At 55.6% G+C, this 15,621-nt stretch carries 12 protein-coding genes and 2 pseudogenes; 7 read left to right on the top strand and 7 right to left on the bottom strand.

What is annotated here, in order from left to right; translation table 11 throughout:
- The first annotated feature begins 90 nt into the window (after positions 1-90).
- From AC1DWM_RS13840 to AC1DWM_RS13830, 3 genes are all read left to right on the top strand, one after another.
- Positions 91-1,260: a mandelate racemase/muconate lactonizing enzyme family protein gene (locus AC1DWM_RS13840; protein WP_223521749.1), complete on the top strand. Its 1,170-nt coding sequence runs from the start codon at positions 91-93 to the stop codon at positions 1,258-1,260.
- Positions 1,261-1,363: 103 nt separating this feature from the next.
- A complete protein-coding gene (gene dctA / locus AC1DWM_RS13835) occupies positions 1,364-2,671 on the top strand; it encodes a C4-dicarboxylate transporter DctA (protein WP_223521751.1) in 1,308 nt (435 codons plus the stop codon).
- Positions 2,672-2,795: 124 nt separating this feature from the next.
- Complete coding sequence (locus AC1DWM_RS13830) at positions 2,796-3,668, top strand: isocitrate lyase/PEP mutase family protein (RefSeq protein ID WP_223521753.1); 873 nt, start codon at positions 2,796-2,798, stop codon at positions 3,666-3,668.
- A 28-nt stretch (positions 3,669-3,696) separates the two neighbouring features.
- Here AC1DWM_RS13830 and AC1DWM_RS13825 read toward each other — a convergent pair.
- A pseudogene (locus AC1DWM_RS13825) lies at positions 3,697-3,789 on the bottom strand (histidine phosphatase family protein); the annotation flags it as partial.
- A gap of 183 nt (positions 3,790-3,972) precedes the next feature.
- On the opposite strand from AC1DWM_RS13825, the gene tcuC reads away from it, so the two are divergent.
- Together tcuC and AC1DWM_RS13815 are read left to right on the top strand one after the other, a co-directional pair.
- The gene (gene tcuC / locus AC1DWM_RS13820) at positions 3,973-5,265 is read left to right on the top strand and encodes a tricarballylate/proton symporter TcuC (RefSeq protein ID WP_477795420.1); all 1,293 of its coding nucleotides are present in this window, start codon (positions 3,973-3,975) and stop codon (positions 5,263-5,265) included.
- 25 nt (positions 5,266-5,290) lie between these two features.
- Positions 5,291-6,067, top strand: coding sequence for a substrate-binding domain-containing protein (locus tag AC1DWM_RS13815; protein WP_477795419.1), 777 nt, complete (start codon positions 5,291-5,293; stop codon positions 6,065-6,067).
- Here the strand turns inward: AC1DWM_RS13815 and AC1DWM_RS13810 are convergent.
- Entirely contained in the window at positions 6,057-6,962 is a 906-nt protein-coding gene (locus AC1DWM_RS13810) for a LysR family transcriptional regulator (protein WP_477795418.1), read from the bottom strand. The two genes, AC1DWM_RS13815 and AC1DWM_RS13810, sit on opposite strands and share 11 nt — an antisense overlap.
- A 383-nt stretch (positions 6,963-7,345) precedes the next feature.
- Positions 7,346-9,169, bottom strand: a complete 1,824-nt coding sequence (locus tag AC1DWM_RS13805; protein WP_477795417.1) for an NAD(P)/FAD-dependent oxidoreductase — start codon at positions 9,167-9,169, stop codon at positions 7,346-7,348.
- 245 nt (positions 9,170-9,414) lie between these two features.
- On the opposite strand from AC1DWM_RS13805, the gene AC1DWM_RS13800 reads away from it, so the two are divergent.
- Positions 9,415-11,310, top strand: coding sequence for a sigma-54-dependent Fis family transcriptional regulator (locus AC1DWM_RS13800; protein ID WP_477795416.1), 1,896 nt, complete (start codon positions 9,415-9,417; stop codon positions 11,308-11,310).
- A gap of 161 nt (positions 11,311-11,471) precedes the next feature.
- Here AC1DWM_RS13800 and AC1DWM_RS13795 read toward each other — a convergent pair whose 3' ends face one another.
- From AC1DWM_RS13795 to AC1DWM_RS13785, 3 genes and pseudogenes are all read right to left on the bottom strand, one after another.
- Positions 11,472-12,113 carry a dimethylsulfonioproprionate lyase family protein gene (locus tag AC1DWM_RS13795; protein ID WP_477795415.1) on the bottom strand — a complete coding sequence of 214 codons (642 nt, stop codon included), beginning with the start codon at positions 12,111-12,113 and terminating at the stop codon, positions 11,472-11,474.
- 139 nt (positions 12,114-12,252) lie between these two features.
- Positions 12,253-12,768 (bottom strand): annotated as a pseudogene (locus AC1DWM_RS13790) (MFS transporter); the annotation flags it as partial.
- Between the two features lie 227 nt (positions 12,769-12,995).
- Positions 12,996-13,505, bottom strand: a complete 510-nt coding sequence (locus AC1DWM_RS13785; RefSeq protein WP_477795414.1) for a cupin domain-containing protein — start codon at positions 13,503-13,505, stop codon at positions 12,996-12,998.
- Positions 13,506-13,903: 398 nt separating this feature from the next.
- On the opposite strand from AC1DWM_RS13785, the gene AC1DWM_RS13780 reads away from it, so the two are divergent.
- Positions 13,904-14,725 carry a DeoR/GlpR family DNA-binding transcription regulator gene (locus AC1DWM_RS13780; RefSeq protein ID WP_223513851.1) on the top strand — a complete coding sequence of 274 codons (822 nt, stop codon included), beginning with the start codon at positions 13,904-13,906 and terminating at the stop codon, positions 14,723-14,725.
- A gap of 93 nt (positions 14,726-14,818) precedes the next feature.
- Here the strand turns inward: AC1DWM_RS13780 and otnI are convergent, their stop codons facing one another.
- Entirely contained in the window at positions 14,819-15,601 is a 783-nt protein-coding gene (gene otnI, locus AC1DWM_RS13775) for a 2-oxo-tetronate isomerase (RefSeq protein WP_477795413.1), read from the bottom strand.
- Between the last annotated feature and the right edge of the window lie 20 nt (positions 15,602-15,621).

Here is a 15,621-nt window from a genome sequence, read left to right as displayed (position 1 = left end):
CTCCTGTGCATAGGGCGCGGCATTAATAGCATTGGGCGGGTGTCATCGCAAAGCATAACGTGGGGCCACCAACAACAAGAGGAACCCGTCATGCGTATCGTAGACATCCGTGAAAAAACCGTCTCTATCGCTTCTCCAATCGCCAATGCCTACATCGATTTTTCGAAAATGACCTGCTCGGTTGTCGCTGTCGTCACGGATGTGATTCGCGATGGCAAACCTGTCATCGGTTACGGTTTCAACTCCAACGGTCGCTATGGTCAGGGCGCATTGATGCGTGATCGCTTCTTGGCGCGTATCACAGAAGCTGATCCAGATACTCTCGTCGATCATGAAAACAACAACCTGGATCCGTTCGCCATCTGGAAAACCCTGATGACCAACGAAAAGCCAGGTGGCCACGGCGAGCGCTCAGTCGCAGTTGGCACCATTGATATGGCTGTGTGGGATGCCGTTGCGAAGATTGAAGGCAAGCCCCTGTATCGCCTGCTGGCCGACCGTTACCGCAACGGCGTGGCAGATGACAAGGTCTGGGTCTACGCGGCGGGCGGCTACTACTACCCTGGCAAAGATCAGACCAAGCTCAAAGCAGAAATGCAGAGCTATCTGGATCGTGGCTATGACGTCGTCAAGATGAAGATCGGTGCGGTGCCACTGGACGAAGACATCCGTCGCATCGAAGCAGTACTTGAAGTGGTCGGGGACGGTCGTCGACTGGCGGTCGATGCCAATGGCCGCTTCGATCTGAAGACAGGTATCGCTTACGCGGAAGCCATCAAAAAGTACAACCTCTTCTGGTACGAAGAAGTTGGCGATCCGCTGGACTATGAACTGCAGGCTGAGCTTGCAAACCACTATGAACTGCCCATGGCTACTGGTGAAAACCTGTTCTCCCATCAGGATGCTCGTAACCTGCTGCGCCACGGTGGTATGCGCCCTGATCGCGACTACCTCCAGTTCGACTGCGCCCTGTCTTACGGGCTCGTGGAGTACATGCGCACCCTGAAGGTGATGGAAGAAATGGGTTGGTCTTCCCGCCGCGTAGTTCCTCACGGTGGTCACCAGATGTCCCTGAACATCGCAGCAGGTCTGCACCTGGGCGGTAACGAATCGTACCCGGATGTGTTCCAGCCTTTCGGCGGCTTCGCTGACGGGATCCGCGTGGAAAATGGCTATGTAGGTCTGCCGGATATCCCAGGTGTCGGCTTCGAAGCCAAGTCCGCTTTGTACGCAGTAATGCGCGAGCTGGGCGAAGGCTGATAGCCCTCGAACGGCGGCCTCTTGCAGGAGGCCTGCCGTTATTAGGCGTCACTCACTGACGCCACGCCACACGCCCATCACAAAAATAAAATGAGGTGCTCCCGTGGAAATCTCCAAGTCCCGCTGGTACAGCCAGCTGTATGTGCAGGTGCTGATCGGTATCGTCATCGGTGCAGCAATTGGTCACTTTGAACCGCAATTCGGAGCCAAGCTCCAACCTTTTGCGGATGGCTTTATCAAACTCATCAAAATGCTGTTGGCGCCTATTATTTTCGGTACCGTCGTCGTTGGTATCGCTAAGATGGGCAGCATCAAGGAAGTCGGGCGGATCGGCGTCAAAGCGCTGCTCTACTTTGAAATCCTTTCAACCATTGCGCTGGTCATCGGCCTTATTGTGGTCAATATCGCAAAGCCAGGCGCTGGGATGAATATCAACGCTACCACGCTTGATGCCAGCGCTATCGCCAAGTACAGCCAAGCCGCCAGTGAGCAGGGCGGAACAATCGATTTCTTTCTCAACATAATCCCGAGTACCTTCATTGGCGCATTCTCGAATGGCGTCATGCTTCAGGTCATTTTGATTTCGGTTTTGATGGGCGTTGCCCTCGTTCAAATGGGCGAAACCAGCAAACCGCTGATCAATACCATCGACCTGTTTCTGCAAGGGCTGTTCAAGATCGTGGCAATGGTTATGCGTCTGGCTCCGATTGGTGCCGGCGCTGGGATGGCTTTCACTATAGGCAAGTACGGAATTGGTACCTTGCTGTCACTCGGCCAGTTGCTGATAGCACTCTACGTCACCACGCTGATATTCATTGTGATAGTGCTGGGGGCGGTTGCTAGATGGTCAGGAATGCCTCTGTTTCAGTTCCTCCGGTACTTTAAGGACGAGATTCTCATCACGCTTGGAACTTGCTCAACTGAAGCGGTGCTTCCGCGAATGATGGTGAAACTTGAAAAGCTGGGCTGCAGGAAGTCAGTGGTGGGCATGGTGCTGCCAACTGGATATGCCTTCAATGCGGATGGCACCTGCATTTACCTCACCATGGCGGCGATTTTTATCGCACAGGCAACCAATACGCCACTGACGTTTATGGATCAGATGATTCTGTTGGGCGTCTTCCTGCTGACCTCAAAAGGCTCTGCTGGCGTGGCGGGTGCCGGGTTCATAACACTGGCGGCAACGCTTACAACCATCCACTCCATTCCGTTGGTGGGCCTTGTATTGCTCTTGGGCATCGACCGGTTCCTGAACGAAGCGCGAGCCGTGACTAACCTGATCGGCAACGGTATCGGCACCATAGCCATTGCCAAGTGGGACAACTCGTTCGATGTAGAAGCCTGCGAGCGTGAAATGGCCGCGATGAAAAACGAAAAGGCGGCGCGTAGAGCGTTAGCAACTCAAAAGTAATCAGCATCGCTTACCGGTCATTCCTCATCGAACAGAGCGCAATGACCGGTAGCCATTTTGCTGTCTCGTTCTCGCAGAACGGTTCATGCGAAGTACTCAGTTGAAATGTGATGGAGCCGGGAAAATGATTGAGCGATCTCATCATGAACTACGCAAGGCGTTCGGTGATTTGCTTCATGGAACAGTCTGTAAATTTGCCGCATCAGTTTTCGATCCGATCTCGGTTCGAATGGCTTCCGACCTTGGTTTTGAGGTCGCCATCCAGGGCGGTTCCGTCGCCTCGCTTCAGGTACTCGGCGCTCCCGACATCGCGTTGCTCACGCTTGATGAATACGCAGAGCAAGTTTCCAGGGTAGGACGGGCCAGCCAAATCCCAATCATTGGCGACGCTGATCATGGGTTCGGCAACGCGCTCAATGTTATGCGGACGGTCACGGAATTACAGAAGGCTGGCGCTGCTGCTCTGACACTGGAAGACACGCACCTGCCCGCCAAGTACGACGAGCAATCGAATGTGCTCATCGATATTGATGAGGCCGCGAGCAAGATCTACGCTGCGCGTTTTGCGCGGTCGGACGATGCACTCAGCATCATCGCGCGTACAAATGTGGCAGTCACCACCCTGGAAGATTCGATTGCCCGAACGACGGCCTATCAAAAGGCTGGGGCTGATGCGATTTGTCTTGTCGGTGTTAAGAACTTCCAGCATCTGAAGGCACTGACCGCGCATCTTTCCCTGCCGATCATGCTCATCAACTACGGAAATCCCGAACTGAGTAACGTTGATAAATTGAGCGGCGCCAACGTGAGGATCGTGGTCAACGGTCACGCACCTTATTTGTCCGCGATCAAAGCGACCTACGATGCACTGCATGAGCAAAGCGGCATGGAAAACAGTGAGCTGTCCCTTCCTGAATTGCTCTCCAAATACACACTCTCGGACAAATATCGTGAATGGGCAAAGACCTATCTAAAATCAGGTCACGGTTCCCATTGAGTTCGAGCCAGGTAAGTAAAGCGTTATCTTTTTCAGTCAGCGGTATTGAGTCCGGCTCTGTAGTGGCAAGGCCCGCGTTTGCGGCGCTCTCAGCGTGGCGGATCAACCTTACGAGCTTCATCGCGAGGCTTCGGTTTGATTTGGAAGATGGTTTCACAATGCTATGCATTGATTCGCTCAGCGCATCAATGCATACCAACAATGCACTTATCAAATCAGTCTACCTGCTCCACCATTCTCCCCAATAAGAACCGTGCAGCGCGTCCAGGCGGTGCACGTCATAAAAGCGGTGGAGTACAGGTCAATGACAACATCAATCCCTTCCGGGTGCTCACGCGCCAGTGCAATTTTCCGGGTCACCTCGGGTAATTTCCTTGAGCAGTTCGACTTCTTCCTTTTCGGTTTTTATGCCACGCAGATTGCGGCCGTGTTCTTCCCGGCCAGCAGTGAATTTGCCTCCCTGATGATGACCTTTGCGGTGTTCGGTGCTGGCTTCCTGATGCGTCCATTGGGCGCGGTGGTGCTGGGTGCTTACATCGATGATGTAGGTCGGCGCAAAGGCTTGATCGTGACGCTGTCGATCATGGCCAGCGGCACGATCCTGATTGTGCTAGTGCCAGGTTACGAGACCATCGGGCTCTTCGCCCCAGCCATCGTGCTGATCGGGCGCTTGCTGCAAGGCTTCTCGGCTGGTGCGGAAATGGGGGGTGTCTCGGTGTACCTCTCGGAAATTGCCACGCCCGGCAACAAGGGCTTTTTCACCAGTTGGCAATCGGCCAGCCAACAAGTCGCGATCGTCGTTGCAGCAGCGTTGGGCTACGGACTGAACCAGTGGATGGCGCCTGCGATGATTGCCGATTGGGGCTGGCGAATTCCGTTTTTCGTCGGCTGCATGATCGTCCCGTTCATCTTTTTCCTGCGTCGCAATCTGGAAGAAACCGAGGAATTCGCCGCGCGCAAGCACCAGCCGAGTATGGGCGATGTGTTCCGCACCCTCGCGCAGAACTGGGTGATCGTATTTGCCGGGATGATGATGGTCGCACTGACCACCACCGCGTTCTACTTGATCACCGTGTACGCGCCAACATTCGGCAAATCCGTGCTGCATCTGAGCACATCCGACGCGTTGTTGGTGACACTGTTGGTGGGTGTTTCGAACTTCTTCTGGTTACCCATTGGCGGTGCATTATCTGACCGTATCGGTCGGCGTCCGGTTCTGATCGCCATGGCGCTACTGACCCTTGCCACCGCGTATCCGGCGCTGACGTACCTGGTGAACGCGCCGAGCTTCGTCAACATGCTGTTGGTCTTGCTGTGGTTGTCGTTCATTTACGGTTTGTACAATGGCGCAATGATTGCGGCGCTCACGGAGATCATGCCAGTCGAAGTCCGTGTCGCCGGTTTCTCGCTGGCGTACAGCCTGGCCACAGCGGTGTTTGGCGGTTTCACACCGGCGATCTCGACCTTCCTGATTCAGTACACCGGCGACAAGGCAGCGCCAGGCTATTGGATGAGTTTCGCCGCGCTCTGTGCCCTGTGCGCGACGCTCTATCTCTATCGCCGTGCGACCGGTCGCTTACAACCAGCGATCTCTTGATCCCGCCAGTTTTCGAGAAACAATTATGAAACAGCTATTCAATCTTGCCGCCTTCGCCTTGTTGACCAGCCTCGGTCTGAGCACCACGGTCCAAGCGGAAGAAATCCGCGTGATGACCTCCGGTGGTTTCACCGCCGCCTACAAAGTCCTCGGCCCTAAATTTGCCGTGTCTACCGGCAACACGCTCGATACCGCCCTTGGCCCGTCGATGGGCAAAGCGCCGGAAGCTATTCCCAACCGTCTTTCTCGCGGAGAAAAAGCTGACGTGGTGATCATGGTCGGTTATGCCCTCGATGAGTTGATCAAACAGGGCAAAGTCGATCCCGCCTCACGGGTAGAACTGGCGGATTCGCGGATCGGTCTCGTGGTGCGCGAAGGTGCACCGAAACCTGACATCAGTACCGTCGATGCATTGAAAAAGACACTACTAAACGCGGAGTCTGTCGCCTATTCAGACAGCGCAAGCGGCGTATACATCGAAAATCAACTGTTCACGCGCCTGGGCATAGAAGACCAGCTCAAACCTAAATCGAAAATGATCCCGAAGATTCCCGTGGGTTCGGTGGTCGCCACCGGTGACTACCAACTGGGCTTTCAGCAGGTCAGCGAATTGCTGCCAGTGCCGGGCGTGAGTTTTGTGGCAAAGATTCCGGAGCCGGTGCAGTCGGTGACGCGTTTCGCTGCCGGAATTCCCGTGGACGCACAACACCCTGCTGAAGCCAGGGCGTTGTTGGAATACCTGGCATCCTCGGACGCACAAACGGACATAAAGGCCACCGGCCTGGATTCGGTCAGTCGCTGATCTGAACGTTCATTTCCACCACCAAGCGCTCCAGCTCCAGCGCCGCCGGGGTCAATGTACGACCTCGGCGTTTGATCAGCCCAACACTGCGCATCACCTGCGGATCGGTCAGCGGCACCCGCGTCAATATCGGATGATCCGCTGCCGGCATCGCCATCAGTGGCACCGCCGCTACCCCCAGCCCAGCCTCCACCAAACCGATCATCGTCGTCACATGCCGGGTTTCACAGATGCTCTGGCGCTGCGGGACGATGCCGGTCAGCGCCTGATCGAGCAGAAAGCGATTGCCCGACGTCTTGTCTAGCGAGATGTAGTCCTGCTGATAGAACTCGTCCCAGCTCACGCTGTGGCGATCCGCCAACGGATGATCACGCCGGCACGCTACAACATAACTTTCCTGCACCAGCGGCTCAAACTCGACTTCAGTCTCCAGCGTGCCTATGAAGCTCAAGCCGAAATCCGCTTCGCCGTTGACCACTGCACTGAGTACGTCGTGAGCACTGGAATCCAGCACTTTGACTTTGATGCGTGGAAATTGCCGGTGGTAATGCGCGATCACCCGCGGCATGAAGTAGTAAGCCGCTGACGGTACGCAGGCGACAGTGACATGGCCAAGTCGGGTCGAAGCCACTTCGCTAATGCCCAGCAACGCCACGTCCAGATCATCCAACAAGCGCTCGACGCTGGGCATGAAACTGCGTCCGGCCTGAGTCAAACTGACTTTACGCGTAGTGCGCTCGAACAACCGAACACCCAAGGCATCTTCAAGCTTATCGATGCGCCGGCTCAGGGCAGGTTGAGAGATGCGCACAGTGTCGGCGGCCCTTCGAAAACTGCCTTGCTCGACAACAGCACGAAAAGCTTGCAAGTCGTTGAGGTCGAAGTTAATGGCCATAGGTATGTACTCGAGAACAGGCAGATTGATCAGCTTATTCTATGAATAGAATAAATTAATGCAAAATCTAACTGAATTTGGTTTCTGTGCATGCCCTATCTCGGGGAGGTGCGTTATGGAGTTTGCTTGACATTGTTGGCGCCGACATCGAATTGAGCTAGTTGCCGAGATATCACTGCCCCAGTCTGATTCTTCTCGAACTGGAAAAGTACAATCAGCTTTTACGGATTGGGGAATCTCTGGGGCAAGCAGCTGTTTACGTCGGCCATTAGGCTTTTGTACGCTGAAACCGTACACAGTGAACCCCTCTCTTAGAGGCTATTCATAGGCTGCGTCCGGGGCATTGTGGAGAGGCGCCCAACCACGGCTGGGCGCCATTTGACTCAGCCAGTGTGGTGACTCTCGGCAAGGCGGTAGACGGATGTGTCGATGCCTTCGAAGCGCGCTTTTAACTGCAGCGCCAGATACAGTGAATAATGCCGTGACTGATGCAGGTTGCCACCGTGGAACCATAGGTTTTCCTGCTGTGTTGGCTTCCACATGTTCCGCAGTTCGCCCTCATACGGGCCAGGATCATTCGTGGTTCCAGAACCCAAGCCCCAGCAGCGGCCGACCTTGTCAGCTACTTCCTGGGAAATCAGCTTCGCCGCCCAACCATTCATTGAGCCATAGCCCGTGGCGTAGACGATCAGATCTGCCGGTAGTCGGCTGCCATCGTTGAGTACGACGGCATCTGCTTCGATGCGTTCGACACCCAGGCCAGGGGCGCTCTTGAGCTTTATTGTGCCGTTAGCGATCAGTTCTGAGGCGCCGACGTCGATGTAGTAACCAGAACCACGGCGTACGTACTTCATGAAAAGGCCAGACTCGTCGTCACCGAAATCGAGCATGAAGCCGGCCTTGGCCAAGCGTTCGTAGAAGTCCTTGTCACGCTCCTTGATCGCGTCAAAGATGGGTTGATGAAAGCTGGGCATAACCTTATAGGGGATCGAGGCGAACAGCATGTCAGCCTTGTCCGTGGTCAAACCCGTCTCCAGGGCGTCTTCTGAGTAGAGCCCGCTGAAGACGAGATCCATTAAACTGTCGGAACGCACGATGTGGGTGCTCGAGCGCTGCACCATGGTCACCTCGGCGCCGTTCTCCACCAAGTCGGCGCAGATATCGTGAGCCGAATTGTTCGCACCGATTACCACCGCGCGCTTGCCACTCCATGCGTCTCCACCGGGATGGCGACTGGAATGATGCTGCTGGCCATTGAAAACCTCGGCACCCGGATAATTGGGAACATTGGGTACGCCAGACATGCCGGTGGCGAGGATCAACTGGGTAGGCTGTAAAGTCACACGCTCGCCATTGCGCTGCACTTCAACCTTCCAGGCGCCACTTTGCTCGTCAAAGCTGGCGCTCACGCATTCTGTACGCGGCCAATAATTGAGCTCCATGACTTTGGTGTACATTTCCAGCCAGTCGCCAATCTGGTCTTTTGGGGTGAAAACTGGCCAGTGATCGGGGAAGGGCAGGTAAGGCATATGGTCGTACCAGACAGGGTCGTGTAGGCACAGCGACTTGTAGCGACCGCGCCACTGATCGCCAGGACGCTCGGCTTTGTCGACGATCAGAGTTGGCACGCCCATTCGCTTGAGCCGCGCAGCGAGCCCCAGCCCACCCTGGCCGCCGCCCACGATCAGGCAGTAGGGTTGGGTGGTGATACCCAGCGAAGCTTCTTCATCGCGTCGGCGCTCCAGCCAGTTGCGTTTGTCGGCGTGGGCGTGACCATGACTGGCACCCATCGGACGACGGCGGCCACTGGGTTCTTCAAAACCTTTGAGCTCGCGCATGGTCGTCAGCAGCGTCCAGCACAGGCCTTCCTTCAGACGCACGTAGCCTTTTCCTCGCGCCGCTTCGGTTTCCAGGCTGATCCAACCTTCGAGTACACCGTTATTCAGCGTCGCCTCACCTTCCAGTTTCCATCGCTCAGGACGAGTCTGGTCGAGGCGTGTTTCGAGCATGTCTTGGATGGCAGGCTTACCTTCCAAGGTCACTAAGTTCCAGCTGAAAAGTAGCAGGTCACGCCAGTGACACTCTTCGGCAAACAATTCCAGCGCGTCGTCCAAATCACGTTGGGCGAGACGCTCGCCGAGGTTTTCGACCCAGGCCGCGAGCTGAGCAGTTGGCGTTTGCAGAGGTGTTTCGATAGCGATGTTCATGGAGCCTCTCCCGATCTTGTTGTTTTTGTAACAACTTGCCCTAGAGCAAGGGCCGGGCCATCTTCATGAAAGCCCCGTTGCAGAGCGGCTGTCGCAGTAGTGCTCAGGCATTGACTCGGATCTATGTCACGATTCTGGGAACGGCGGATGACAGAGTGTCACGCGGTGCAAAGAGCGCTCGTTGCAGTCTTTTCATATAAGCTGCGAACAACCCCGTGTCCTAACCGTAGCGGAGAACAAGAACAATGAAGCCGGCCTTGATCAACGCCCATGCACAACAAGTGCTACAAGCCGTGCAGGGCACTCCAGCCAGCCACGGCCATACTACTGACCTGGCTATCACACGGTCTTGGCGCCGTTGCTTGGATCAGCATCAGCTCGATCCCGCCAGCCGCCGCGCGCCTAATGTAGTTGAGCACCCACGCTTACAGGATCACCGCGCGCCACTGGAACACATCATCTCTGTGGCGCACTGGCAGATGAGCAGTTTGCACCAACAACTCGGGCGTGACGGCCACGTGGTGCTACTCACCGATGCTCGCGGTGTGGCGATTGACAGTGTGTTCAACGAATCCGAACGAGCCGAGTTCCAGCGTTCCGGACTGTGGCTCGGTTCGGTATGGAGCGAGGATTGCGAGGGTACCAACGGTGTCGGTACTTGCTTGGTCGAGCGACAGCACGTAACCATCCGTCGTGATGAACATTTCCGTGGTAAGCACGTCGGCTTAACGTGTTCGGCTAGCCCGATATTTGATGCGAGCGGAGAGTTGCTTGCCGTGCTCAACCTCTCCTCTGTACGGGAGGAACACAGTCTTCAGCAACACTTCAAGGCCATGGCGTTGACCAACCTGTCAGCCAAGTTGATCGAGAGCTGTTTTTTCTTAGGGCATGATCCGCAGCGATACTTGCTGCGCTTCCACCCTGAGGCAGGCTTCGTTGGGCTGCTGGGCGAAGGTCTGCTCAGTTTCGACGAGCGTGCCCGTATCTGTTCAGTCAATGATGCTGCGCTGGATCTGCTGAGCCTCAGCCGTGACCAGGTGGTTGGACAATCTCTGACGATGCTGCTGGAAACACCTATCGATCAGGTGATGAGTCAGGCCAGTTCTCAGCCGAGTGTCTGTTGGCCAATGCGGCTGGTGGACGGACGCCTGCTCTATGGACAGTTGCGAGAACCCTTACACCAGGTGCCTTTAGTCACTCCCGCAATCCCCAAAATTAACGACGTGCACGTGTGTCTGGAAGACCCGCGTCTGCAACGCGGCTTTGCTCGCGCATTGCGTGTTTTGGAGCGTGACGTTCCGGTGTTTTTACAGGGCGAAACCGGTACCGGCAAAGAAGCTTTTGCGGCGGCGCTGCATCGCGCCAGCTCCAGAGCGAGCCAGCCGTTTGTGGCGATCAATTGCGCGGCCATTCCAGAAACGCTGATCGAGAGCGAGCTGTTCGGCTATCGCGGCGGCAGCTTCACCGGCGCACGCAAGGACGGGATGATCGGTAAGCTGGAGCAGGCCCATGGCGGCATTCTATTTCTCGATGAGATCGCCGATATGCCACTGGCGTTACAGACTCGCCTGCTGCGTGTGCTGGAGGAACGTCAAGTGGTGCCGCTAGGCGGCGCGACGGCACGTCCGCTCGACGTACGCCTTATCAGTGCCAGCCACCAGGATCTGCACGCCTGTGTGGCCGATGGGCGTTTTCGCGAAGATCTGTTTTATCGCATTGCTGGGTTCGCCGTGCAGCTCCCGCCGTTGCGTGAGCGTTCAGACAAGGGCCGTTTGCTCGACCTTCTGCTGCGCGAAGAGACAAAAGGTGCAAGGATTCGGCTGGAGGCGGGCGTCAGAGAGCGCTTGCTGACGCAGCCTTGGCCGGGCAATGTCCGGCAGCTGCGTACGTGTCTGCGCACACTGGTAGCGTTGTCGTTGGAGGGGCGTGTCACTCTAGACGACTTGGTGGAGTTGCTGCCGACAGTACCAGTGACAGTCGCGTTGGCCGAAAATCCGCTTGGAGTATCCGAACGGCAAACGCTGATAACGTTGATTGAGGCGGAACATTGGCATATCGCCCATGTCGCCGCCCGCCTAGGGATCAGCCGCAATACGCTCTATCGCAAACTACGCCATCACGGTATTTCACGACCCGGCTGAGTGCAGAATGACATCGTCGCTTTTCCTGCCTCTGTGGACTTGGACTGAGGCGATAGAGGTCGAGCAGGAGAGGGCGCCAATGCTAGAAGCAACCATGTGTTCGTGCACGACACGATGCCAGCTCCGTATGACACATATGTGGTCTGCTGATTGTCGGTGCATCAATCCACTGCATAACAAAGTCCCCAAAGTGCCAGCAACGGCTTGTCGGTTGACCTCATGGAATGGACAGCCGATGGTGGGTTGAACACCACGCCGCCCGGACCGGGATTCCACCAGCCGAAATCTTCTCGGTACCAGTAACCTTCCGATAAAACGACATAAAACTCTGCCGGAGGATGCTTGTGGTACGGGTAGCAAAGTTCGGGCTCCATTACCGCCAACCCCACTGTCAAAGTTGAACATTCAAGCAGTGCGCCTTTGCCGAGAATCAGCGCGTGTCGGTGCCTTTCTTCAAACGCATCATCGTCCCCTTCTGAAGCGGATCGCTTTATCCAGCGACTACTGGACAACAGGGTCTCAAGAGCCGATAGCAGAATCTTGAAGTCCCGATTCGTTCGGGGAGCATCCGCCAATGCCCGCGCTACCGTGGGCTCCAGGCAAGCGGGCAGGGAAGTGCCCGAGAACGGAGGCAAGCCGATGTCCAGGCGCGCATTGCTCAAGGAGCGAACACAGATTTCTGTATCCACGCCATCAACACCACTCACTTGAGAATGCCTGGCAAGGATTCGCAGGAGTGCCTCCCGCATCACCACTCCCTGTATGAGGAGTTCTTGTTCCGACAACGGTGGGTACGACTGCATGACCTTTTACCTCTTGAACATACTTGGCAGGTCACTTTGAGAATTCAGTGAGACATCCATCGAGATGTCTCACTGCTCTCTGAACGATAGAGCTCGACGCGCAATGGCCAATGCTGAAATCGCGTCTGAAAAGATCCGCTTAATTTCGAAGTAATTTCGCTGTCGCACTGACAAAAACCAGCAGAACACTTACGCAGCCCAGAGCGAATGACAAGGTGCTCAAATGGGCGACCGCCCCGATAAATACAGGACCGATCAGAATCCCCGCGTAGCCCATCGAGATGACGGCGGGGATGGCTACTGCCTGTGGCATACGTTGCTGGCGGCCTACAGCGGTAAAGAGCACTGGAACAATGTTTGAGCATCCAGCACCGACCAGAGCGTAGCCAATCAAGGACGCGGCCCAGCCATCGATTCCAAGCGACACGATCATGCCTGCGGCCGCGCAAAGTCCACCTAGCGCAACGACGCGCACGCCACCTAGTTTGCTAACGATGGCATCTCCTGTCAGGCGGCCCACCGTCATCGCAGCGGCGAAGGATGCGTAGCCCAAGCCGGCGATGCTCGGCTCTAACCCTCGGCTCGAGACAAGGAAAACTGCGCTCCAGTCGAGGATTGCGCCTTCAGTGAGGAAGACGATGAAACAGAGCGCCCCGTGCGTAGCGGGCGGGCCAGCCAAACGCTGCCAGATTTTACGTAGCAACGCAGACTTCAAAACGGTGCATGAAAGTTTCGAGAATCAGTTCGGTGTACATTTAGGTAGCTCATGAACATCTATGACATGATCTGTCGTTTAACATAATATACATTACACGTAACAACGTATTTCAAGATTGGCCCGGTTGCACGCAGACTTCACAGCGCTCAATACCTTCTAAGCCCTTATCCGCGCGTGAGCTTTTCAACCAACACCGAATGCTCAGGAAAACACTCACTGAGTTTTTGTCTATCACCCAATTGCATATCCGCGTAATCAAACCCTGGCGACACTGCTTCGCTGATCAGACCGAATCCTGCCGATCCCTCCGTAAGCCGCGAAGCTTTCCAAACACCGCCAGGTACATGCAGCTGTAAACATTCTCCCGCGATAACATTGCTGCCCATCATGACGGCCTCCAATGTGCCGTCCGGGAAAATCAGCGAGTACTCAATGGCATCGCCTAAATGATAGTAATGAACGATGTCGGACTGGTTTAGATGGAAATGGCCAACGGGAGAATCTTTCGTTAACAGATAGTAAATCGACGTCATCCGGTAACGCTGCCCACCAGTCGTCGTGACCATGCTTTGATTATCCGACTGATATGTTCTGCGGTAGTAGCCGCCTTCCAAATGGGGCTCCAGGTCGAGCGTTGCGACCAGTTCTTTAATGCTGGGTGTTTTCAACGCCATCCCGACAACCTCTATCCAGTCATATCGAAGCATTTATCATCATGTTTGCAGCATTTAGCTACATAGCTCAACTAAACATCTATTTAGTTGAGCTAAGTTCAGACCGACCTCGATCATATTCGACCGATGTGTTTGAGGAAACGGCCACTCTCCTTCTAATCTTGGTTCGTCCCTGCCTGGCCCTCATCCGTGATGCTGCGGACTCTGAAATGCGCCGCGCTGAAAACTTCTGAACAACTTCCTAGTAGAGCAATTAAACGCCGTACCACCCCTACAGTCGCCCTCCTCCCTACAGGCCTTTATCGAACTCGCTGCACGTCGACACTACTGATTAAGCAGTAGATTCGCTACCATGTGGGTTATACGAAACCTGAAGCTTTACCCCTTTGGAGCACCCAATGCCTAGTCAAAAGGACATCGCAGCCGTCAGCGCCGCACCGGTGATTCCTGACCAGCGCCGTGAACTTATTTTGCGGCAGCTACGCAAGCACCAGGTGCTGAGCGTTCACCAGTTGATGGAGATGTTCGACTGCTCGCACATGACTGTACGGCGCGATATCGCCCTGCTTGAGCAGGAAGGACGTGCCTATTCGGTCACCGGCGGAGTACGTATTGCCAGCCAGCTGCACAGCGAACCCAGCCATCAACTCAAGGCGGTGGTCGAGTTGCCGCAAAAGCAAGCCATGGCGAAGCTCGCTGCCCGATTACTGCGTCCGGATATGACGATATATCTGGATGCCGGTACTAGCACGCTGGAGATCGTACCGTACATAAAAGCACTGTCTGGCATGACCGTAGTGACCAACGATTTTGGCGTGGTGCAGTCCTTGCTGGACGCGCCGCAGGTGACGGTGATCCACACGGGTGGACAGCTTGATCACTCCAATCATTCCTGTGTCGGCGGACTCGCCGTTGCTACCTTGCGTCAGGTCGTGACGGACATCGCTTTCATCTCCACCAGTTCCTGGGATCTACGTCGCGGTATCACGACTCCTTCTGCATTGAAGGTCGAGGTCAAGCAAGTGGCGATGCAGTCGGCGTCGCAGGTGGTACTGGTTGCCAGTAGCTCCAAGTACGGCACATTCAGCATGTACAAAATCGCGGGGCTTGAGCAGTTCGACATCATCATCAGTGACGATGCCCTGGCTTCGGCTGCGGCAGATGGGATTCGCAAACAAGGTGTCGAATTAGTGTTGCCCGCAGATCAGAAACAGACCTGAAAGTGACCCAAAAAAGAAGGGCTCCGGTATCGACCGGAGCCTCCCCCGCTAACATTGCCTCCAGGCAACGCAGCGGCAATTAAACATCGAAGGTCAGAGCGCCTTCCAGTCCCGCAACCACTGCAGCCCCGCCGAAGTATCACCCTTGGGACGGTACTCGCAGCCGACCCAGCCGTCGTAGCCCAACTGATCCATCAGGTCAAACAAGTAGGGATAGTTGAGTTCCCCCAGGTTTGGCTCATGACGATCAGGCACACCGGCGATCTGAATGTGGCCGATACCGTCAAAGTCACGACGAAGCTTGGTGGCCAAATCCCCTTCCACGATCTGACAGTGATAGCAGTCGAATTGCACTTTCAGATTACTCGCGCCGACTTCCTTGCAGATAGCCTGTGCCTGATCCTGACGATTGAGGAAAAACCCCGGCATGTCGCGTGTATTGATCGGTTCCAGTAACACCGTGATGCCAGCCTGACTCGCCTTGGCCGCAGCGTAGGCGAGGTTTTCCAGATACACGGCATGGTGACGCTGGCGGTCGTTTTCCGACGGCAACAAGCCGGCCATCACATGGATACGCGTGTTCCCAAGGACCTCGGCGTATTCCAGCGCGCGGTCGAAGCCCGAACGAAACTCAACTTCGCGGCCAGGTAAGGTCGCAACGCCTCTCTCCCCCGCCGCCCAGTCACCGGGCGGCGCGTTGAACAGCGCCTGTACCAGTCTGTTGTCGCTCAGTCGCTGCTTGAGCTCCTGCGCGCTGTAGTCGTAAGGAAACAGATATTCCACCGCTTCGAAACCGTCGGCCGCCGCCGCCGCGAAGCGATCCAGAAACTGATGTTCCGGGTAAAGCATACTGAGGTTGGCAGCAAAACGAGGCATGTTAACTCCTTGAAAAATGG

Source organism: Pseudomonas sp. P4_C8 (assembly GCF_056401975.1).
Note: the sequence above shows the minus strand (reverse complement) of the source record. Positions and strands in the feature narration are given on the sequence as shown.

What these genes read in the sequence shown, in the direction of transcription:
- AC1DWM_RS13785 (WP_477795414.1), bottom strand. Translation starts at nt 13,505, where the DNA reads ATGGCGTTGAAAACACCCAGCATTAAAGAACTGGTCGCAACGCTCGAC.
- AC1DWM_RS13815 (WP_477795419.1), top strand. Translation starts at nt 5,291, where the DNA reads ATGAAACAGCTATTCAATCTTGCCGCCTTCGCCTTGTTGACCAGCCTC.
- tcuC (WP_477795420.1), top strand. Translation starts at nt 3,973, where the DNA reads ATGACAACATCAATCCCTTCCGGGTGCTCACGCGCCAGTGCAATTTTC.
- AC1DWM_RS13780 (WP_223513851.1), top strand. Translation starts at nt 13,904, where the DNA reads ATGCCTAGTCAAAAGGACATCGCAGCCGTCAGCGCCGCACCGGTGATT.
- AC1DWM_RS13805 (WP_477795417.1), bottom strand. Translation starts at nt 9,169, where the DNA reads ATGAACATCGCTATCGAAACACCTCTGCAAACGCCAACTGCTCAGCTC.
- AC1DWM_RS13810 (WP_477795418.1), bottom strand. Translation starts at nt 6,962, where the DNA reads ATGGCCATTAACTTCGACCTCAACGACTTGCAAGCTTTTCGTGCTGTT.
- AC1DWM_RS13800 (WP_477795416.1), top strand. Translation starts at nt 9,415, where the DNA reads ATGAAGCCGGCCTTGATCAACGCCCATGCACAACAAGTGCTACAAGCC.
- AC1DWM_RS13795 (WP_477795415.1), bottom strand. Translation starts at nt 12,113, where the DNA reads ATGCAGTCGTACCCACCGTTGTCGGAACAAGAACTCCTCATACAGGGA.
- otnI (WP_477795413.1), bottom strand. Translation starts at nt 15,601, where the DNA reads ATGCCTCGTTTTGCTGCCAACCTCAGTATGCTTTACCCGGAACATCAG.
- AC1DWM_RS13840 (WP_223521749.1), top strand. Translation starts at nt 91, where the DNA reads ATGCGTATCGTAGACATCCGTGAAAAAACCGTCTCTATCGCTTCTCCA.
- AC1DWM_RS13830 (WP_223521753.1), top strand. Translation starts at nt 2,796, where the DNA reads ATGATTGAGCGATCTCATCATGAACTACGCAAGGCGTTCGGTGATTTG.